This window comes from Rivihabitans pingtungensis, from assembly GCF_003201855.1.
GTDB classification, from domain to species: Bacteria; Pseudomonadota; Gammaproteobacteria; order Burkholderiales; family Aquaspirillaceae; genus Rivihabitans; species Rivihabitans pingtungensis.
In genome coordinates this window covers 32646-53319 of the sequence record NZ_QJKI01000006.1, presented here as the reverse complement: position 1 = coordinate 53319, position 20674 = coordinate 32646, and the positions used below count along the sequence as shown (strand labels likewise).

Here is a 20674-nt window from a genome sequence, read left to right as displayed (position 1 = left end):
TCTGTCTGCTGTCTGGCATCTGCCACAACCCCGCCACCCGGCGGGGTTTTTCATATGTGAACAAAATGCTGTGCTCGAAATCCCCCGGCTGACACAGTACACTGTTCATGACAAATTTCTGACTTGCTCCGCACTCACCCCCAGCTGGCATCATGGCAATTTTTTCTTCCGACCTTGCTCACTCAACACGCCGCCGCTGGACGCTGTACGCCGGCACGCTGGTGTTTCTGGGCCTGTTCGGCAGCTGGCTGGCGCTGGATTTTCTGCACGAACGGGCACGCACGCTGGATGAAATGGGCCGGCTGGCGCTGCATAAAAGCCAGTTGCTCAGCAGTGTGTTTGGCGATGCTTTTTTGTCGGCAGATTATGTCTTGCGCGATATTGCCGGCCGGATCGACCCCACGCAGGATTTAAACCCGTCCGCAGATCACGCCAAGGCCCGCCAGCGCCAACTGCACAAGCTGTTGCACGAAAAACTGACCACCGTATCCGGCCTGGAAGATCTGGTGTTGTTTGACCACAACTGCATCTTTACCGCCGTGGCATCGCGGCCGCAATTACTGGGCTTTCGCAGCCAGCAGCGCTTTTGCGACAGTGGGCAGGTGAATTTCAGCGAACCGCTGCACATTCAGTACATGCCCGCCGAACGCTCGGCCAGCGGTCAGCCGGTGGTGCTGATGTCGCGCACCCTCAGCGACGATCAAGGCCGCCTGCTGGGCGGGGTGATGGCAGTGATGGATCTGGGCCATGCCCAGCGCTGGATTGAATCTTTCTCGCTGGAACCCAATGATTTAATGGCCATTGTTGACAACGATGGCATCGTACTGGCACGCAACCCGCCGCTGCCCGCCGCCATGGGTAAACCCACCTCGCCGCCGCCCGGCTATCCGCCTTTTGTCCAGATGGAACGCACCACCATGTTCTGGGCCACGTCACCCCTTGACCATCGCGAGCGCATCTTTGGCCTGAGCCGACTGGAACGCTTTCCGTTCATTGCCATGGTGGGTTTCGACAAAAGCCGCATTCTGACCGGCTGGTGGCACCGTGGCTGGCAGTTTTTGATTGGCTTTGCCGTGCTGGGCGTCTTGGCCGTGCTGGTTCTGCGCGCCCACCTCACCGTACTGCGCCACAGCGAAGCCATGCGCCGGCTGGCCATCACCGACGAGCTCACCGGCGTGGCCAATCGCCGGCAACTGATGGAAACCGGCGCCGCTGAAGTGGCGCGCGCGCGGCGCTACCAGCGGCCCTTGTCGGTGCTGATGGTGGATATTGATCACTTCAAGCACATCAACGACCGCTGGGGCCACGCCACGGGTGACCGGGTGATTCAGGTGATGGCGCGGCTGCTGTGCGACACCATTCGCCAGCAAGATCACGGCGGCCGCCTGGGTGGCGAAGAATTTGCCGCCATCCTGCCGGAAACCGACCTGGCCGGCGCCCAAACCCTGGCCGAGCGCGTGCGCGTCCTGGCCGCCAGCTGCGTGCGCGCGCTCAACGATGGCGATGCGCCGGTATCATTCACTGTCAGCATTGGCGTGGCCATGCTGGACGCGAATGACGAAGGACTGGAAAGTCTGCTGCAACGTGCCGACCGCGCGCTCTATCAGGCCAAGGCCGATGGCCGTAATCGGGTAGCGGTCATGGCGGCAGAAGCTTCGTCCACAGCGCACAGCGGCACACCCTAAGAGTCGCTCACCCAACCCAGCGCAGCGCTCCTGGCCCGGTGTGGCCGCAGACAGGACAGGAAACAGCAACGTCAGGCAGATGTTGTGAACGACAGGAACGAGCCACCCCTTCAGCCGGTACTGCCGTCATGCGCGGCTGACACCCAGCGCATGCCATAATGCGGCCATTCCTCTGCCTGGATTTTCATCATGACGCTTTACGAGGCCGATTTGCAGTTGGCCGTAGCCAGGCATCTGCGCTGGATGCCGGATCGCATCACGCTGGACGCTGACAGTCTGCTGATGGAAGGCTGGGCGCTCGGGGTGTGGGATGCGCAGACGCAGTGCCGCTTTTTGGTCAATGGCGTGGATTTTGACGTACTGGAATGGCCGTTGCCCTCGCCCGACCTGCTGACGGTGTTTCCCGACGTGCCACAGGCAGCCCATTCACGCTTTCGTTGCCGGCATTATCTGACGGACGGCGGACTGAGCTTTCCTGGCGGCTGGGCACGCTTCAATGTCACCGGCCCCGCTGGCGAACATGCCTGGTCTTACCGCACCGCCTGGTTTCTGGCGGATCCCGCCCAGGAATCCCCCTTACCGCCGGCAGAACTGATTGCCCAGGTGATCGGCACGCCAGACCCTCAGGCCTTTTGCCTGGGCGGCGCCACCATGGTGGCGCGCTTTGCCCATCTGCTGAGCGAACGCTTTAGCCGCCCCTTGTCATCGTTTACCGCGATTCTGGATTGGGGCTGTGGCGTGGGCCGGCTGACCCGCTATCTGGTAGGGCAAGGCCCGGCCGTGACCGGCATGGGCAGCCAGCCGGCGCATATGCAGTATTGCCGCACCGCCCTGCCAGCGGCCCACTTTGTCGCCATGGGAGACACGCTGGCCAGCGGACAATTCGATCTGGTATTGGGCCTGTCGATGCTGCCGCACCTGAGCGAAGCCGAGCAGGATGCCTGGCTGGCCGAGCTGCAACGCCTCACCCGCCCCGGCGCACTGCTGTTGCTGTCAGTGCAGGGGCTGACCCATATGGCGCTCTATCGCACGCCCATGGTGCACAAGCTGGAAGCCCACCGCACCGGCTGGCATGATATGGCCGGCCATGCCGGACTGGACAGCCCCACGCCCAGCGGCCCGGATGTGCTGCATGCCCCGGATTACATCCTGGCGCACTGGGGGCGGTATTTTGACGTGCTGGACATCATCGAGGCGATGGCCGGCCATCAGGATGTGGTGGTGCTGCGCCGCCGCGCCTGAGCGCACCGCCAGAAGAGCATGGCGAGCACGGCTTACCAGGAGGTGTCGTAGTCGATATAGCGGGTGATGTACTCGGCAAAGGTCCAGCGCTGGTCAAACCAGCGAAAGCGCATGTCCGGCTGGTAGAATTTCAACCCCAGCTCTTGGGCGACCAGCGGGTCGATCGGCTCTTCCATGGTATCCATATCAGGCATGGCGTCGATGGCGGCGTTCAAGCGCCGCCAGGCAGCGTCGGCATCACCGCCCAGCAGCGGCTGCACGGCGCGCCACAGCCGCTGCGCCAACTCACCAATCGCTTCGGCGCGGACATGGGCGTACGCCAGAAACAGATGGCGCTCACGGAAATTGCTCCACACATAGTCGCCAATTTTGACGTCGCACTGCGCGTCACGGTGCCACAGCTTGCGCTCGGCCCGCGCCAGCAGGGCGGTCAAATCCGGCATCTGCGCCGCCGACTGTTGCTGATAGGCGGCCAGCCCCTGCGCGCCGCGCAAGCCGCTGGCCGCCACTTCCAGCGCCACCCGGTTGCCATAGGGATAACGCCCCCAGACATGCTTGGGCTCGGGCACATTGCGCGGGTCGCTGGTGACGGCAAACGGCCACATGCAGGTCATCACAAAACTGGGATAGATCAGAATGGGGCACGCGGGCGGACAATGCTCGCGCAGGTAGCGGCGCAAAGGCAGGCCATAGCGCTCAATCTCTGGCGGCACACCCCAGGCGGCCAGATCAAACTGGCTGTCGTATTGTTCCAGATACAGGCAGCAGCGCTGCATCTGCTCGGGGGTGGGGCGGTCGGCTTCTTCGCCGGGCAGTGCGTGGTTGAGCACACAAAGAAAGCCTTTGTCGCCATGGGCGGCGGCCAGCAAACTGGCCAAAAACGGGATTTGGCAGTTGCCATACATCACCACCAGCTCGGCGTCGGGCGCCGGATTGCCGTAAAACAACATGGGTGCAGCGTGCTCCAGAAAACGCCAGACGCCGCTTGCCGCCCCCTCGCGGCGGCAGCTCAGCAGCGCCAGTGGCAAGACAGATTTGAGGAATCATCATGCATGTCAGCGCATTGAAACACGGACAGCTGTTTTTTGACACCTATCTTGGCCGCGAGGCCGACGTCACCATCGTTGATATCGGCGCGCAAGACATCAATGGCAGCCTGCGCCATGGCGCGCCGGCCGGCTGCCGCTATATCGGCGTGGATTTTGTGCCTGGCCCCGGCGTGGATGTGGTGCTGGACGATCCGTATCGCCTGCCGTTTGCCGACGCCAGCGTGGATGTGGTGGTCAGCAGCTCGTGTTTTGAGCACATCGAATTTTTCTGGCTGATGTTCAACGAAGCGCTGCGCGTGCTGGCGCCGGGCGGATTGCTGTATCTGAATGCCCCGGCCAATGGCGATTTTCACCGCTACCCGGTGGACTGCTGGCGGTTTTACCCGGATGCCGGTATGGCCCTGGCGCGCTGGGGCGAGCGCAGTGGATTTGCCTGCGTGCTGCTGGAGTCATTCACCGCCTATCAGGACCAGGACATCTGGAACGACCAGGTGGCGGTGTTCCTCAAGGATCGCGCCGAGCTGGCCCGCCACCCTCAGCGCATGCTGGAGCGTGTCGGGCGCTATATGAATGGCCGGCTGCATGGCAGCGAGGCGGTGCTGGCCTGGCAGGCGGCCAGCGAAGACCGGATGAAACACCGCTGACCCCAGGTCACTTGCGACAAAACGCCGCAGCCAAGCCCCTTGGCATTACGCTATGCTGCGCACTTCCCACCCGCTTTCACCGCTGATTTTACGGATCCTGAATCATGCCGTTGCCTTTTGCCCGCCTGCTCACCCACGTTTGCATCGCAGCCGCGCTGGCCTGCCCCCTGCCTGCCTGCTCACCCACGCCGCCCAGCCCGCCGGCCGTGGCGTTTCAGGGGCGGGATATCAGCGGCTCGCTTACCCTTCAGGATTTCACCCTCACCGACCACAACGGCCAGCCACGCAAGCTGTCCGAGTTTCGCGGCAAACCGGTGGCGGTGTACTTTGGCTATACCCACTGCCCGGACGTGTGCCCGACCACGCTGGCCGAGTTGGCGCAAAGCATGCGTGAACTCGGCCCGCAAGCCGACCAGGTGCAGGTGCTGTTCATCACCATCGACCCGGCGCGCGACACCCAGGCGCTGCTGAAAAGTTATGCCCCGGCATTTGACCCCCGCTTTATCGGCCTGACCGGCTCGCCCGCGCAAATTGCCAGTGTAGCCGGGCAATTCCGCGCCTTGTATCGCCGTCAGGATGGCGCCAACGGCGACTACACCATGGACCACAGCGCCGGGGCTTACCTGCTGGACCGGGATGGAAAATTGCGTGTGGAAGTGCCTTATGGCAGTGGTGCAGCGACCTTCACCCACGATCTGCGTGCCTTGCTGCAATAGCCTGATAAAGCGCGCACCGGGTTTTGTGGGCGGCTTAAAAGCGTGTAAAATTTAGTCAGAGGCCGTAAGTAAAACCACGGTATGACCCATGTCGTCTGGCGGCCTTTTCGCCCTTTTCGTCCGCCCGGCATCGCTTGCGATCCGGGCCTGTCGTCACAGGGCACTCGTTTTGTTCACCGTCCAAGGCCATCACCGTGACTGCATCCACCCGTGGCGAAGCGCCCGCCGAAGGCGCCGAAGAGCTCACCCGGTTCACCACCATCTCGGCCACTGACATCATTCATCATTTGCGTGCGCTGGCCAGCAACGGCGAGCCGGTGACCATTTTTTCCAACCACGGCCGCAGCTTCATCATCTCGCGCGTGCTGGGCGTGGACCAAAAAAGCTTCTGTCTGTATTTCAGCCAGAGCGGCAACTCGGAAGCCAATCGCCAGTTGCTCAAGAGCGAGCGCACGGTGTTCACCTGCTCGCCCGGCGGAGTGAAAACCCAGTTCCTGCTGGAAGACGTCAGCACGGTGGATTACGACGGCCAGATGGCCTTCATGGCGCCGCTGCCCAATGAAGTGACCAAACTGCAACGGCGCGAATTCTTCCGCATCCAGTTGCCCAGCACGGCGCCAGTCAGCTGCACGCTGTACAACTACCAGGGCGGCGCAGCCATTACCTTGCAAGTGTACGACATCAGCCTGGGCGGGCTGTCGTTGGTGCTCAATGCCCGCATCCCCGGTTTTGACATCGGCACCATCTACAATAATTGCGAACTGGACCTGCGCGAATACGGCGTGATTCCACTGGTGCTGAAAGTGCGTAATCAGCTGGTGGCGCGCAGCACCAGCGGCGCCGAGCAACGTCGAGTGGGGGTGGAATTTGTCGAGCTGGATTCGCGTGCGCAGACCCTGGTGCAACGCTATATCGCCCAGCAAGAGCGCGAACGCCGCGCCATGGGCCGCGACGACTGAACACACCGTCTCTGCGCCTTGCCGGCCGCCATACCGGCAAAGCAGTCTGCCGCCCGTGGTGGAATGCTGGTCACCCATGTGCCCCATGGCTGTCATCCGTCATTGGTGATAAAGTGTCCGCCACCGCAACCATTCTGGCCGAGCCGGCGCACTGATCGTGTGCCGGGCAGCGCGCCGCGCCGCCCTGTGCTGGCCTGACGAGCCATTCATGCCGCAAGCCGATTCCCGCAATAAACTCACCCTCCGGCAGCAAAGCATTTACCTGCTGCCCAATCTGTTTACCCTGGCCGCCTTGTTTGCCGGCTTTTTTGCCGTGGTGCAAGCCATGAACCAGCGCTTTGAAACCGCCGCCGTGGCGGTGTTCATCGCCATGGTGCTGGACGGCATGGATGGCCGCGTGGCGCGCATGACCCACAGCCAAAGCGCCTTTGGCGCCGAATTCGACAGCCTCTCCGACATGGTCAGCTTTGGCGTGGCGCCGGCGCTGATCGCTTACGAATGGATGCTGCGCGGCCTGGGCAAGCTGGGCTGGATGGTGGCCTTTATCTACTGCGCTGGCGCCGCGCTGCGGCTGGCGCGCTTTAACACCATGATCGGCGTCACCGACAAGCGCTGGTTTATCGGCCTGCCCAGCCCGGCGGCAGCGGCGCTGGTGGCCGGCCTGGTGTGGATTTGCCACGCCTACCGCTACACCGACCTGCCCTACCTGAACTGGATCACCCTGGGCTTTACCGCCTTTGCCGGCTGCTCGATGGTGGTCAACACCCGCTTCTGGAGCTTTAAAGAGCTGCACATCCGCCGCAAAGTGCCGTTTGTGGCCTTGCTGCTGGTGGTGCTGGCCATTTTGCTGATTGTGTCCGAGCCGCCGCTGGTGCTGTTTGGCTTTTTCGTGCTGTATAGCCTGTCTGGCTATGTGATGGCTGCCCTGCGCTACCTGCGCCCCGGGCCGTCGCCCACGCAAACGCCCTGAGCGTGATAGGGATGGTAAAAAAGGTGGCTACGGCCACCTTTTTTACATTTCAGATGGGGGGCCATGTCCAGCCACCAGACAAAATCAAAAAACTTAGACATAATGTCCAAGAAAATTAGACTAAATCCGTCGAAAGGCGCATTTTCTGGCCGCAATCGACAGAAATTATTTGACTCCGTGTCCAATGATTCGCTATCCTGTGACACAGCAAGACAAGGAAACCGCCATGCAATTGGACATTGACCGCTTGATTGCCGATTTCGGAGGCCCGTCCGCCCTGGCTGACGCACTCACCCAGGCTTTTCCGCAAGAGCCGGTTTCCCGGGCGGCGATTTACAAGTGGCGCGAACGCGGCAGCCTGCCGCTGGCGCAACTGAACAAACTGGCCCAACTGGCCGCCCTGCGCGGCCAGACTTTCAGCTTCAACGATTATTTGACCGGCCTGAAGCCGCCGGCGACGACGGAGAATCGCATCATGACTGACCGCCTCATCATTTTCGACACCACCTTGCGCGATGGCGAACAAAGCCCCGGCGCGGCGATGACCAAGGAAGAAAAAATCCGCATCGCCCGCCAGCTGGAAAAGCTGGGTGTCGACGTGATCGAGGCCGGTTTTGCTGCTGCCAGCCCCGGCGACGCCGACGCCATCCGCGCCATTGCCGAAGTGGTCAAGCACTCCACCGTCTGTAGCCTGGCGCGCGCCAACGAGCGCGACGTGCGCACCGCTGGCGAGGCCATCCGCCCGGCTGCCAAGGGCCGCATCCACACCTTCATCGCCACCAGCCCGATCCACATGGAGAAAAAGCTGCGCATGACGCCGGACCAAGTGGTGGAAGCCGCCGTGGCCGCCGTGCGCATCGCCAAGGAATACACCGACGACGTGGAATTCTCCGCTGAAGACGCCGTGCGCTCGGACATGGATTTTCTGGTGCGCATCTTTGAAGCGGTGATCGACGCCGGCGCCAAGACCATCAATGTGCCGGACACCGTGGGCTACAGCATTCCGTCGGCCTGGCGCGAGCGCTTTGAAACGCTGATCAGCCGGGTGAAAAACAGCGACCAGGTGATCTGGTCCACCCACTGCCACAACGACCTGGGCATGGCGGTGGCCAACTCGCTGGCCGCCGTGCAGGGCGGCGCTCGTCAGGTGGAATGCACCATCAACGGCCTGGGCGAGCGCGCCGGCAATGCCTCGCTGGAAGAAGTGGTGATGGCGGTCAAAACCCGCCGTGATCTGTTCAATGTCGATACCGGCATCGAACCCACCCAGATTGTGCCGACCTCCAAGCTGGTGTCCACCATCACCGGCTACCCGGTGCAGCCGAACAAGGCGATTGTTGGCGCCAACGCCTTCTCGCACGAATCCGGCATCCACCAGGATGGCGTGCTCAAGCACCGCGAAACCTACGAAATCATGAGCGCCGAGTCGGTGGGCTGGAGCGCCAACCGCCTGACCCTGGGCAAATTGTCTGGCCGCAACGCCTTCAAGACCAAGCTGGCTGAACTGGGCATTGAATTGTCTGGCGAAGAAGCCATCAACGCCGCCTTTGCCCGCTTCAAGGACCTGGCCGACCGCAAGCGCGAAATCTTCGACGAAGACCTGCACGCCCTGCTGTCCGACGGCGACGCCGGCCACAGCAGTGACAGCTACAAGTTCATCTCGTTGAAGGTGGCGACCGAAACCGGGGAAACCCCGCTGGCCAATATCGTGTTTGCCGAACACGGCGTGGAAAAACGCGCCGAATCCGGCGGCTCGGGCCCGGTGGACGCAGCGTTCAAGGCCATTGAATCGCTGGTGAACAGCGGCGCCGAACTGGAGCTGTACTCGGTGAACGCCATCACCAAGGGCACCGAATCGCAAGGCGAAGTCACCGTGCGCCTGGCGCGCGACGGCCGCATCGCCAACGGCCAGGGTGCCGACACCGACATCATTGTCGCCAGCGCCAAGGCGTATCTGTCCGCGCTCAATCGCCTGAGCCAACGTGGCGAGCGCATGAATCCGCAAACCGAAGTCTGAGGCGCGATCCGCCCCTGACTCACGAAACCGCTTCGCCGGGTGATCCCCGGCCACGGCCCGGCGGGCAGGTGTGATCCACCTGCCCGCCTCAGCGCGTTTGAACCGCGCTAAGCAACGCACTTGGCAAGGCGTGCACAGACAGGTCAGCAGTACGGCGAGACCGTGCAACCACGCCATGAGGGTTATGTGAGCGGCGCTTAGCGGCCCAGTGCGTAAAACTCGGCATTTGGCCGCATGCTGGTCACATTGGCCAGCCGGTTGGACATGCCAAAAAACGCCGAAATTGCGGCGATGTCCCAGATGTCTTCTTCGTCAAAATCATGCGCCTTCAGCGCGGCAAAATCCGCCTCGCCCACCAGATGCGCGCTGGCCGACACCTTGACGGCAAAGTCCAGCATGGCTTTTTGCCGTTCGCTGATGTCCGCCTTGCGGTAGTTGATCGCCACTTGGTCGGCAATCAGCGGGTCTTTGGCGCGAATGCGCAAAATCGCCCCATGCGCCACCACGCAATACTGGCATTGGTTCAGATTGCTGGTGGCCACCACAATCATCTCGCGCTCGGCCTTGCTCAGCTTGCCGGGCTTGTCCATCAGCGCGTCGTGGTAGGCAAAAAAGGCGCGAAACTCATCCGGCCGGTGTGCCAGGGTGAGAAACACATTGGGGATAAAACCGGATTTTTCCTGCACGGCCAGGATGCGCGCGCGCAGGTCTTCGGGCAGGGCGTCCAGTTCCGGCACGGGAAAACGGCTGATGGCCGGGGTGAGGTCAGCACTCATGACAAACTCCTGAAAAATAAAAAATCTCTGCCCCCGCTGCGTGATGCGGAGACAGTGTGCGCCACACCACATGGCCAGAGGGGCATGTGGTGAGCGCGTGTTAGCCGCGCTTAACGGTTGACGTCCACCACCACGCGGCCGCGCACCTCACCCTTCAGCAGGCGCGCCGCCAGGCCAATCGCCTCGTCCAGGCCCACTTCCTGGCTGCCGATCAGCGCCAACTTGTCCAATGACAATTCCTGCGTCAGCCGCTGCCAGGCCACCAGCCGGTCGGCGCGCGGGCGCATCACGCTGTCCACCCCGGCCAGGGTGACGCCGCGCAAAATAAACGGCGCCACGGTGGCCGGCAGCGCCATGCCGGCAGCCAGGCCGCACGCCGTCACCACGCCCTGGTATTGCATGCTGGCGCAGACATTGGCCAGCACATGGCCGCCCGCCACGTCCACCGCGCCCGCCCAGCGCTCTTTGCCCAGCGGCTTGCCAGGCTCGACGTATGGTCCGCGCTCGATCACCTCCGCCGCGCCCAGCGCGCGCAGATAGTCGGCGTCTTGCAAGCGGCCGGTCATCGCCGTCACCCGATAGCCCAACTGGCTGAGCAAGGCCACCGCCACACTGCCCACGCCGCCCGCCGCGCCGGTCACCAGCACCTCACCATCTTTGGGCTGCACGCCATAGCGCTCCAGCGTCATCACACACAGCATGGCGGTGTAGCCGGCGGTGCCAATCGCCATCGCCTGCTGGGCGGTCAAGCCTGTCGGCAGCGGAATCAGCCAATCGCCATTCAAACGCGCTTGTTGCGCCAGACCGCCCCAATGGCTTTCGCCCACGCCCCAGCCATTCAGCAACACCGCATCACCCGGCTGATAATCCGGGTGCTGGCTGGTCTCCACCATGCCGACCAGATCAATACCGGGAACCATGGGAAATTTGCGCACCACCGGGCCTTGGCCGGTGATGGCCAGCGCGTCTTTGTAGTTGAGCGTGGAATGGCTGACGCGCACGCTGACATTGCCCTCAGGCAAGGCGTCGTCGTCCAGCGTCTGCACGCTGGCGCGGTAGCCAGCGTCGTCTTTTTCAATCAGCACTGCCTTGAACATGGTTTCTCCCTCTTATTTAGACTGACTGTCTACTTATTGGCAAAAAAAATTCAGCGCGGCAATCCTGCCAGAAAAAACCGGGCAAACACCGTCAGCGGCTCGGCGCTTTGCGCCAGCTTGGCGCGCAACACCGCGCCTTCCCAACCGATCCAGAAAAACGCTGCCAGTTGCTCGGCGTCCGCCGTGACCGACATTTCGTCCGCCTGCTGCGCCAGGCGCAGGCAGGCGGCCAGCCGCGCCTGCCAGTCGGCGAACACCGCCTGCAGCTGGGCGCGAAAGCTTTCTGGCAGCGCGCCCATCTCCTGGCCCAGATTGCCAATCAAACAGCCGCGCCGGTAGTCATACCGCGCCATGCCGGCCTGGGCGTCATCGACAAAGGCCTGCACCCGCGCCAGTGGCGTCAGCTCGGCGCACAGCAAGTGACGGTCAAGCTTGCGGGCAAAAAAGTGGGCGTAGCGCTCGATCAGCGCCAGGCCAAACGCCTCTTTGCTGGCAAAGTAGTGATAAAACGAGCCCTTGGGCACGCCGACACGGCCCAGGATTTCATCCAGCCCGGCGGTGGCGAAGCCTTTTTCGGTGAGGGTTTCCAGCCCGGCGCGCAGCAAGAGCTCGCGCGTGTCGGTCAGCGCGTCGCGCGACTTGGGCGGGCGGCCTCGGCGGCGGGGGGGCATCAGGGTAGGTGTGTGCATATACCAATATTAGACTGAGCGTCTCGAAAAAAGCAAGCGGGCCGCCCCACCGGGCAATGCATGTCACAGGCCATCCCACGCACTCACCCGCATGCGAAGAGCAGCTCACAAAGCCCCTGGTGGTGGTATATCACCTTGCCGTACCCCCTTGTCTGCGGTCATGTTCCAGGCCAGAGCCGCTGCGCTGAGTTTTGTGCGCAGCGCAAATTGGCCAGACCACCAAGCCAGCGCTTGCCGAGTTGGGCAATCCTTGGCACTCTAGGCTGATGACGACTTCTGCCCCCTCCCATCGCCTGGCCTATGTGCTACTGGTGCTCACCGCGCTGTTTTGGTCGGGTAATTTTGTCCTGGCCCGCGCCATGCACGCCGCTGTGCCGCCGATGACGCTTTCTTTCATGCGCTGGCTGATCGCCTTTGCCCTGCTGGCGCCGTTTTCGCTGCGCCACGCCTGGCGCGAACGCGCGCTGCTGTGGCAGTGTCGCGGCCGGATTCTGGCGCTGTCGCTCTTGGGCATCACTGCGTTTAATTCGCTGGTGTACACCGGCGTGCAAACCACCACCGCCACCAACGCCGTGCTGCTGAACTCGTTTATCCCCATTCTCACCGTGCTGTTTGGCGCGCTGTGGTTTGGCCAGCGTCTGGGCGGGCGACAAATGCTGGGCTTGGCGGTGTCGTTTGTTGGCGTGCTGGCGATTGTGTCGCACGGCGAATGGGCGCGGCTGGTCGGGCTGAATCTCAACCAGGGCGATTTGATCGTGTTTCTGGCCATGGTCAGCTGGGCGCTGTACACCCTGGCGCTGCGCGGCCTGCCCACCGGGCTTAACCGCTTTGGCCTGCTGATCACCATGGTAATGGTCGGCCTGCTGGCCATCCTGCCGTTTTTTGTCTGGGAAGTAACCAGCGGCCGCGTGGTCGAGCTGAACACCGCCACCCTGGCCACCTTTGCCTATGTGGGCGTGTTTCCGTCGGTGGTGGCTTATTTGTTCTTCAACTATGGCGTGGCTCGCCTGGGCCCAGCGCGCGCGGCGATGTTCATCCACCTGATGCCGGCGTTTGGCGCGCTATTGTCCACGGTGTTTCTGGGCGAAACCCTGGCTTGGTATCACCTGGCCGGCATCAGCGCGATTTTTCTGGGGCTGTCGCTATCCACGCGCGGGCAGTAAACAGTCGGAAGGGTTTTGTTAACCCCACTTCGCCGTTTTGAGTTAAAAAGCCCCAGCATGGCCATCGATCATGACAGCAGCTACAAGTTTCTTTTTTCCACGCCCGAACTGGTGCGTGACCTGATCATCGGTTTCGTCCCGGATGAATGGCTGCACAGCCTGGATTATTCCACGCTGGAAAAAGTCCCCGGCAGCTACGTCACCGAGGACTTTCGTCACCGCGCCGACGACATCGTCTGGCGGGTCAAAGTCGGGGGCGAGTGGGTATATCTGTATTTGCTGATTGAGTTTCAGAGCAGCGTCGATAAGTATATGGCGCTGCGCATGATGGTGTATCAAGGCCTGCTATATCAGGACTTGATCAAGCGCGGCGAAGTGCTGACCGATGGGCGTCTGCCGCCCATACTGCCCATCGTGCTCTACAACGGCAGCCAACGCTGGACATCGCCTACCGATGTCTTTGACTTGATTCCCCCCACGCCAGGCCTGGTAGAGCAGTTCAAACCCAAGGCCAAATACCTGCTGATCGACGAAAACGCCTACAGCGACAGCGAGTTGGCGTCCGTCAAAAACCTGGTGGCCGCCGTCTTCCGGATTGAGCACCCGGCTACGCCAGAAAAAATCAGCGGCCTGCTCAGCTTGCTGAACGATTGGCTCACCGACCGGCCTGATCTGCGCAGAATGTTTGCACTGTGGATACGCGCTACATTGATGCGTAAAGTGGAGTATCGTATTGTATTGCCTGAGATAGATGATTTGCAGGAGCTGAACATCATGCTGGCGGAACGACTGGAAGAATGGGCGCTGGGCTATGAGGCGCAGGGCGTGCAAAAAGGCATCTTGCAGGGAATACAGCAAGGGATGCAGCAAGGTGAGGCCTTGTTGTTGCAACGACAGCTGACCCGCCGTTTCGGCACGCTGCCGGCCGCGCAGCTGACCCGTATTGCCGCCGCCACCCCCGCCCAGCTGGAAACCTGGGGTGACCGAGTGCTGGATGCGAGCTCGCTGGATGAGGTGTTTGGCGACACTCGGCATTGAGCGATACACCGCTTCACCGTGCTGCTTGACTCATCCTGGCGCAGCGCCCAGCGCTCGGGATAACATCAAAACGCCCCACGTCGGCAAACCGGCGCGGGGCGTTTTTTATATGGCAAGACAACGATCAGCCAGGCTGACGGTTCAATGCCCGTGCGCCAATATCGCGGCGCAGCTGGCGGCCGTCAAACTGGATGGCGTCGGCCACGGCGTAGGCGGTTTCCCGCGCGCGTTGCACCGTGTCGCCCAGGCCCACTGCGCACAGCACCCGCCCGCCGCTGGTGACCAGTTGACCGTCAGCGTTGAAGGCGGTGCCGGCGTGGAAGGTGACGCTGTCGGCGGTGGCGGCCGGGATGCCGGTAATCACGTCGCCCTTGCGCGGGGCATCTGGGTAGCCGGCGGCGGCCAGCACCACGCCCATGGCCACGCGCGGATCCCAGTCGGCGCTGACCGTGTCCAGCTTGCCGTCGATGCCGGCTTCCAGCAGCACGGTGAAGTCGCTGGCCAGACGAGCCATGATCGGCTGGGTTTCCGGGTCGCCAAAGCGGCAGTTAAACTCGATGGTGTACGGGTCGCCGTGGGCGTCGATCATCAGGCCGGCGTACAAGAAGCCGGTGTAGGTGTGGCCATCGGCCTGCATGCCGCGCACGGTCGGCAGAATGATGCGCTCCATCACCTTCTGGTGCACGGCGTCGGTGACCACCGGGGCCGGGCTGTAGGCGCCCATGCCGCCGGTGTTCGGGCCTTGGTCGTCGTCCAGCAGGCGCTTGTGGTCCTGGCTGGTGGCCATGGCCAGCACATGCTCGCCATCCACCATGACGATGAAGCTGGCTTCTTCGCCTTGCAGGAAGTCTTCAATCACCACGCGCGCGCCGGCGGCGCCCATCTTGTTGCCCAGCAGCATGTCGTCGATGGCGGCGTGCGCTTCTGCCAGCGTCATCGCCACCACCACGCCCTTGCCGGCAGCCAGGCCGTCGGCCTTGATGACGATCGGCGCACCCTTGCCGTCCACATAAGCGCGGGCGGCGGCGGCGTCAGTGAAAGTCTGGTAGCCAGCGGTGGGGATGCCGTGGCGCTGCATAAAGGCCTTGGCGAAGTCTTTCGAGCTTTCCAGCTGGGCGGCGTACTGGGTAGGGCCAAAGATGCGCAGGCCGGCGGCGCGGAAAGCGTCCACCACGCCAGCGGCCAGCGGCGCTTCCGGGCCGACCACGGTAAAGGCGATGTTCTGTTCGCGGGCAAACACCACCAGTTCGGGGATGCTGTTGAGCGCGACATTGCTCAGGCGCGGGTCCTGGGCGGTGCCGGCGTTGCCGGGGGCGACAAACACCTGGCCGGCGCGCGGCGACTGGGCGATGCGCCAGGCCAGCGCGTGCTCGCGGCCGCCGGAGCCGATGACGAGAATATTCATGGTCTATCCTTGCGGTCGGGTCGAATCAATGGCGGAAGTGGCGCACGCCGGTCAGCACCATGGCGATGCCGTGCTCGTTGGCGGCGGCGAACACTTCTTCGTCGCGCATCGAGCCGCCCGGATGGATGATGGCCTTGATGCCTTGTTCGGCGATCACGTCGATGCCGTCGCGGAACGGGAAGAAGGCATCCGAAGCGGCCACGGCGCCCACCAGCGGCAGGCCGGCGTCAGCCGCCTTGCGCGCGGCGATGCGGGTGGAATCCACCCGGCTCATCTGACCGGCGCCAATGCCGGCGGTCTGGCCATCCTTGCAGAACACAATGGCGTTGGACTTGACGAACTTGGCCACGCGCCAGGCAAACAGCAGGTCGGACATTTCTTGTTCGCTGGGCGCGCGCTCGGTGACCACGCGCAGTTCCGGCAGGGTAACGTTGCGCACGTCCGGGGTTTGCACCAGCACGCCGCCGCCGACGCGCTTGAGCTCGAACGGGTTGGCGCCCGGCGCCAGCGGGATTTCCAGCACGCGCACGTTTTTCTTGGCGGCGATCAGCGCCTTGGCTTCGTCGGTGAACGACGGGGCGAGCAGCACTTCCAGGAACTGGGCACTGACCACTTCCACGGTGGCGGCGTCCACTTCACGGTTAAAGGCGATGATGCCGCCAAAGGCGCTGGTGGTGTCGGTGGCGAAGGCCAGTTTGTAGGCGCTGAGCGGATCGGCGGCCACCGCCACGCCACACGGGTTGGCGTGCTTGACGATGACGCAGGCCGGAGCGTCGAAGGTCTTGACGGCTTCCCAGGCGGCGTCGGCGTCGGCGATATTGTTGTACGACAGTTCCTTGCCTTGCAGCTGGCGGTAGTTGGCGATGCTGCCGGCGGCCGGGTCGAGGTCGCGGTAGAAAGCAGCGGCCTGATGCGGGTTTTCGCCGTAGCGCATGTCCTGCACCTTGACCAGTTGCAGGTTCAGGCGGTTGGGGAAGGCCACGCGCTGCGGCGCGCCGGTGACTTCGCCTTCGGCCAGGCTGGTCAGGTAGTTGGAAATCGCGCCATCATAGGCGGCGGTGTGGGTGAAGGCTTTCTTGGCCAGGGCAAAGCGGGTGGCCTTGGACAGCTTGCCGGCGTTGGCGCGCAGCTCTTCGCTCAGCGCGGCGTAGTCGGCGCTGTCGGTGACGATGGCCACGTGCGCCCAGTTTTTGGCCGCCGAGCGCACCATGGTCGGGCCGCCGATGTCGATGTTTTCGATGGCGTCTTCCAGCGTGCAGTCCGGGTTGGCGATGGTGGCTTCAAACGGGTACAGGTTGACGCACACCAGATCAATATTGCCGATGCCGTGCTCGGCCATCTTGGCCACATGCTCGGGCAGGTCGCGGCGACCCAGAATGCCGCCGTGCACCTTGGGGTGCAGGGTTTTCACCCGGCCATCGAGCATTTCCGGAAAGCCGGTGTAGTCGGCCACTTCGATCACCGGCAGGCCTTTTTCCGCCAGCAGTTTGGCGGTGCCGCCAGTGGAGAGGATTTCAACGCCGGCCTCGACCAGGGTCTGGGCAAATTCGACGATGCCGGTTTTGTCGGAAACGCTGATCAGCGCGCGGGTGATGGGAGTCATGGTCACGATTCGCCTTGGCAAAAGTATCGGAGTGTTCAACAGTCAACGGGGGAGCGCATCGGCCGCCGGAGGGCGGTCAGATGAGGTCGTATTGCTTCATTTTCTTGCGCAGGGTGTTGCGGTTCAGCCCGAGCAGTTCGGCGGCGCGGGTCTGGTTGCCCTGCGCGTGCGCCAGCACCACCTCGATCAGCGGTTTTTCCACCTGCGCCAGCACCATTTCGTAGATGGGCTGCGGGGCTTCGCCGTCCAGATCAAGGAAGTATTGATGCATTGCCTGGCGCACCGAGGCGGCAATGTCGTCTTGGCTGTTCATGTTATGGTCGTTTCTGCGAGTGTTTGGTGTTCTGGCCAGATTCAGTCCTGGCAAACCGCGCTTTCCGTGAGGTAGCGCAGGCGGTCGCCGCCTTCGGCCAGCCGGTCAAAGAACGCGGCCACGGCGGCGCGCTGGCTGGCGGTGTCTTCCAGTTGGTACATGGCCTGGCGAAAGGCGTTGCCGCCCTCCAGCCCGCGCGTGTACCAGGCAATATGCTTGCGGGCGATGCGGCAGCCGGAGTATTCCCCGTAAAACTGGTAGAGGTCGTCCAGGTGGGCCAGCAGCACCTCGCGGATTTCGGCGACTTCTGGCGGCGGCAGGCATTCGCCCGTGTCCAGATAGTGCTGGATTTCGCGAAAAATCCACGGCCGGCCCTGGGCGGCGCGGCCGATCATCACGCCGTCGGCGCCGGTGTAATCAAGCACATAGCGGGCTTTTTGCGGGCTGTCGATGTCGCCATTGGCCAGCACCGGAATGCCCACCGCCGCCTTGACCGCGCGGATGGTGTCGTATTCGGCCTGGCCGTGGTACATGTCTTCGCGGCTGCGGCCGTGCAGCGCCAGCGCGGCGATGCCGCAGTCTTCGGCCAGCTTGGCCACGCGCAGCGCGGTGTTGTGCGCCCGGCTCCAGCCGGTGCGGGTTTTCAGCGTCACCGGCACGTCCACCGCCGCCACCACCGCTTGCAGGATGCGCGCCACCAGCGCTTCGTCGCGCAATAGCGCCGAGCCAGCGGCGACATTGCACACCTTTTTGGCCGGGCAGCCCATATTGATGTCGATGATCTGCGCGCCCTGCTGCACCGACAGCCGCGCGGCCTCGGCCATTTGCGCCGGGTCGCCGCCGGCGATCTGCACGATGATCGGATCAGGCTCGCCGCGATGGTCGGCGCGGCGCAGGCTTTTTTTGGTGGACCACAGCGCGGTGTTGGAGGCCAGCATCTCGCCCACCGCCATGCCGGCGCCCATGCGTTTGCACAGCACGCGAAACGGCCGGTCGGTCACCCCGGCCATCGGGGCCACGACCAAGCGGTTCTTGAGGGTGTACGGGCCAATCTGCATGCTGAAAATTCAATGAGGTGCGCGAGAAAAGGGAGGGCATTTTAATGCGAATTCACCTGGCGGTAAAAAAAATTTGCTTATTTTTTGACCAATCCCACCACAGGCGCCGCATCATTCAGCCAGCCGCCGCCGCGCCGGGCGGATGACGCAGCGCATACCAGGCGCCAGCGGCCTCGCCCAGGTGGGCCAGAAAGGCGCTGGCCACTGGCGAGAGCCGCTTGCCGCGCGGGTATAAGGTCCACCAGTTGGACATCAGCGGAAAGCCGGCCACGTCCAGCACCGCCACGCCGTCTTCCGCCGGCTGGGCGGCCAGCGCGTGCTCGGACATCACCGCCAGCCCCATGCCGGCCGCCACCGAGCGTTTGATCGCCTCGTTGCTGCCCAGCTCCAGCCGCAGCTGCGGCACAAAACCCGCTTGGGCAAAGTGGGCGTCGCAGGCCAGCCGGGTGCCGGAGCCTTGTTCGCGCAGGATAAAACGCTCGCCGGCCAAGTCCGCCAGTTGCAGGCCGCGCCGCTGCGCCAGCGGGTGGGTGGCGGCGGCAATCACCACCAGCGGATTGGGCAAAAAGCGCTGGGTTTCCAGCGCGCGGCCAGCCGGCGGCATGGACATGATGTACAAATCATCCAGATTGGCGTGCAGCCGGGCCAGCACGCCGTCACGGTTGAGCACTTCCAGGGCGATTTCGATATCCGGGTGGCGCTGGCAAAAATCACCCAGCAGGCTGGGGACAAAATACTTGGCGGTGCTCACCACCGCCAGCCGCAGCCGGCCGCGCGTCAGCCCTTTCAGGCCGTCCATATGCTGCTCAAACGCCGACCATTCCTGCACCATGGCTCGCGCCGTGCGCGCCAGCGCCTCGCCGGCGGCGGTCAGGTAAATCCGCTTGCCAATCTGCTCGTACAGCGGCTGGCCGATTTCGGCGGTCAGCTCGCGCAGCTGCATCGACACGGTGGGCTGGGTCACGCAGCAGACGCGCGCGGCGGCGGTGATATTGAGCTGCTCGGCCACGGCCAGAAACACCTTGAGCTGGCGAAAGGTGACATTCATCAGTATTTACCTATGGATACAATCTGAATTATTGATTTTTTATTATCCATCAGCCGCCCTAGCATACGGGGAATTCCTGCCCCGATTGCTGATAAGAGGTGATGATGCACACCCTACTGGACCCGGCCATTCTGTTTTTTGTGTTTGGCGTGCTGGCCGGCATGCTGCGCTCCAATTTGCAAATCCCCGCGCCGATTTCGCGGTTTTTGTCTTTATACCTGCTGATGGCGCTGGGCCTGAAAGGCGGCTTTGCCCTGGCTCACTCCGGGCTGACGCTGGAAGTGGCCGGCACACTGGGCATTGCCGTGTTGCTGGCAATGGTTGTGCCGCTGCTGGGCTATCCGCTCTTGCGCCGGCTGCTGAATGGCTACGACGCCACCGCGCTGGCGGCGACGTATGGCTCGGTCAGCGCAGTGACCTTCATCACCACCATCCAGTTTCTGGAAAACCAACAGATCGCCTATGGCGGCCATATGGCGGCGGCGATGGCGCTGATGGAATCACCCGCCATCATCATGGCGGTGCTCATGGCCAACCGGCTGCGCCAGCAAGCCGGCCAGACCAGCGGCGGCCACACGCCGACGCCGCTGGGCAAAATCCTGCACGAATCCTTCACCGACGGCGCGCAGTTGCTGCTGCTGGGCGCCATGCTGATCGGGCTGTTGACCGGCGAGGCCGGCAAGGCGGCGATGGCGCCGTTCTCGGTGGATTTGTTCAAGGGGATGCTGGCTTTCTTCCTGCTGGACATGGGCCTGATGACCGCGCGCAATCTGGGCGGGCTGAAGGGCAAATCGCCCTGGCTGCTGGCCTACGCCATCCTCGCCCCGCTGGCGCACGCGGCGCTGGCGCTGGGCCTGGCCAGCCTGGCCGGCGCCAGCGCGGGCAATGCCGCACTGCTGATGGCGCTGGCCGCCAGCGCCTCGTATATCGCCGTGCCGGCAGTGCTGCGCGAAGCCATCCCGGAAGCCAGCCCCTCGCTGTACTTTGGCATGTCGCTGGGGCTGACGTTTCCGTTCAACATCCTGCTGGGGATTCCGCTGTATGTAGGGGTGGCGCAAGCGGTGCTGGGCAGATAAAGAAAACGTGCGTTTGCACGTCAGCGCCGCGCAACGCGCGGAGTTTAATTAGGGCGGGGTTTCACCCCGCACCCGACCCTATTTCTTTGTCTCGCCAAAGAAATAGGGGAAAGAAAGGCGACCCGG

19 protein-coding genes are annotated in these 20674 nt (G+C 63.2%); 10 read left to right on the top strand and 9 right to left on the bottom strand.

The genetic code is table 11. The features are described from left to right. Positions 1-152: 152 nt before the first annotated feature. Together DFR34_RS06465 and DFR34_RS06460 are read left to right on the top strand one after the other, a co-directional pair. The gene (locus DFR34_RS06465; protein ID WP_110390341.1) at positions 153-1685 is read left to right on the top strand and encodes a GGDEF domain-containing protein; all 1533 of its coding nucleotides are present in this window, start codon (positions 153-155) and stop codon (positions 1683-1685) included. 189 nt (positions 1686-1874) lie between these two features. After that, positions 1875-2927, top strand: coding sequence for a class I SAM-dependent methyltransferase (locus DFR34_RS06460; protein WP_110390340.1), 1053 nt, complete (start codon positions 1875-1877; stop codon positions 2925-2927). Between the two features lie 32 nt (positions 2928-2959). Here the strand turns inward: DFR34_RS06460 and DFR34_RS06455 are convergent, their stop codons facing one another. Next, positions 2960-3877, bottom strand: coding sequence for a WcbI family polysaccharide biosynthesis putative acetyltransferase (locus DFR34_RS06455; RefSeq protein ID WP_110390339.1), 918 nt, complete (start codon positions 3875-3877; stop codon positions 2960-2962). A 98-nt stretch (positions 3878-3975) separates the two neighbouring features. Between DFR34_RS06455 and DFR34_RS06450 the strand changes: the two genes are divergently transcribed. From DFR34_RS06450 to DFR34_RS06430, 5 genes are all read left to right on the top strand, one after another. Then, complete coding sequence (locus DFR34_RS06450) at positions 3976-4620, top strand: methyltransferase domain-containing protein (protein ID WP_110390338.1); 645 nt, start codon at positions 3976-3978, stop codon at positions 4618-4620. Positions 4621-4724: 104 nt separating this feature from the next. Next, positions 4725-5336, top strand: coding sequence for an SCO family protein (locus DFR34_RS06445; RefSeq protein WP_110390337.1), 612 nt, complete (start codon positions 4725-4727; stop codon positions 5334-5336). Between the two features lie 194 nt (positions 5337-5530). After that, positions 5531-6295, top strand: a complete 765-nt coding sequence (locus DFR34_RS06440; protein ID WP_146215069.1) for a flagellar brake protein — start codon at positions 5531-5533, stop codon at positions 6293-6295. Positions 6296-6503: 208 nt separating this feature from the next. Continuing rightward, positions 6504-7265 (top strand): CDP-diacylglycerol--serine O-phosphatidyltransferase, encoded by a 762-nt coding sequence (pssA, locus tag DFR34_RS06435; RefSeq protein ID WP_110390335.1) that lies wholly within the window; start codon positions 6504-6506, stop codon positions 7263-7265. 226 nt (positions 7266-7491) lie between these two features. Next, complete coding sequence (locus tag DFR34_RS06430; protein ID WP_110390445.1) at positions 7492-9282, top strand: 2-isopropylmalate synthase; 1791 nt, start codon at positions 7492-7494, stop codon at positions 9280-9282. A gap of 197 nt (positions 9283-9479) precedes the next feature. Here DFR34_RS06430 and DFR34_RS06425 read toward each other — a convergent pair whose 3' ends face one another. The 3 genes from DFR34_RS06425 to acuR form a co-directional block, all read right to left on the bottom strand. Next, complete coding sequence (locus DFR34_RS06425; RefSeq protein WP_110390334.1) at positions 9480-10058, bottom strand: peroxidase-related enzyme; 579 nt, start codon at positions 10056-10058, stop codon at positions 9480-9482. 110 nt (positions 10059-10168) lie between these two features. Further along, on the bottom strand, positions 10169-11155 hold the full coding sequence (gene acuI / locus DFR34_RS06420) for an acrylyl-CoA reductase (NADPH) (RefSeq protein WP_110390333.1): 987 nt from the start codon (positions 11153-11155) through the stop codon (positions 10169-10171). A gap of 50 nt (positions 11156-11205) precedes the next feature. After that, positions 11206-11844 carry an acrylate utilization transcriptional regulator AcuR gene (gene acuR, locus DFR34_RS06415; RefSeq protein WP_110390332.1) on the bottom strand — a complete coding sequence of 213 codons (639 nt, stop codon included), beginning with the start codon at positions 11842-11844 and terminating at the stop codon, positions 11206-11208. A 266-nt stretch (positions 11845-12110) separates the two neighbouring features. Between acuR and DFR34_RS06410 the strand changes: the two genes are divergently transcribed. Together DFR34_RS06410 and DFR34_RS06405 are read left to right on the top strand one after the other, a co-directional pair. Next, entirely contained in the window at positions 12111-13007 is an 897-nt protein-coding gene (locus tag DFR34_RS06410) for a DMT family transporter (protein WP_245906824.1), read from the top strand. Between the two features lie 57 nt (positions 13008-13064). Beyond that, on the top strand, positions 13065-14045 hold the full coding sequence (locus DFR34_RS06405) for an Rpn family recombination-promoting nuclease/putative transposase (RefSeq protein ID WP_110390331.1): 981 nt from the start codon (positions 13065-13067) through the stop codon (positions 14043-14045). Positions 14046-14169: 124 nt separating this feature from the next. Here the strand turns inward: DFR34_RS06405 and purD are convergent, their stop codons facing one another. The 5 genes from purD to DFR34_RS06380 form a co-directional block, all read right to left on the bottom strand. Further along, positions 14170-15450, bottom strand: coding sequence for a phosphoribosylamine--glycine ligase (gene purD / locus DFR34_RS06400; protein ID WP_110390330.1), 1281 nt, complete (start codon positions 15448-15450; stop codon positions 14170-14172). 25 nt (positions 15451-15475) lie between these two features. Then, positions 15476-17053: a bifunctional phosphoribosylaminoimidazolecarboxamide formyltransferase/IMP cyclohydrolase gene (purH, locus tag DFR34_RS06395; RefSeq protein ID WP_110390329.1), complete on the bottom strand. Its 1578-nt coding sequence runs from the start codon at positions 17051-17053 to the stop codon at positions 15476-15478. Positions 17054-17129: 76 nt separating this feature from the next. After that, the gene (gene fis / locus DFR34_RS06390) at positions 17130-17411 is read right to left on the bottom strand and encodes a DNA-binding transcriptional regulator Fis (protein ID WP_416339440.1); all 282 of its coding nucleotides are present in this window, start codon (positions 17409-17411) and stop codon (positions 17130-17132) included. After that, positions 17408-18424, bottom strand: coding sequence for a tRNA dihydrouridine synthase DusB (dusB, locus tag DFR34_RS06385; RefSeq protein WP_110390327.1), 1017 nt, complete (start codon positions 18422-18424; stop codon positions 17408-17410). The genes fis and dusB overlap by 4 nt, the downstream gene beginning before the upstream one ends. Positions 18425-18539: 115 nt before the next feature. Next, positions 18540-19472: a LysR family transcriptional regulator gene (locus tag DFR34_RS06380; RefSeq protein ID WP_110390326.1), complete on the bottom strand. Its 933-nt coding sequence runs from the start codon at positions 19470-19472 to the stop codon at positions 18540-18542. Positions 19473-19573: 101 nt separating this feature from the next. Here DFR34_RS06380 and DFR34_RS06375 point away from each other — a divergent pair, with 101 nt between their 5' ends. Further along, positions 19574-20548 (top strand): sodium-dependent bicarbonate transport family permease, encoded by a 975-nt coding sequence (locus tag DFR34_RS06375; RefSeq protein ID WP_211309310.1) that lies wholly within the window; start codon positions 19574-19576, stop codon positions 20546-20548. Positions 20549-20674 lie beyond the last annotated feature (126 nt).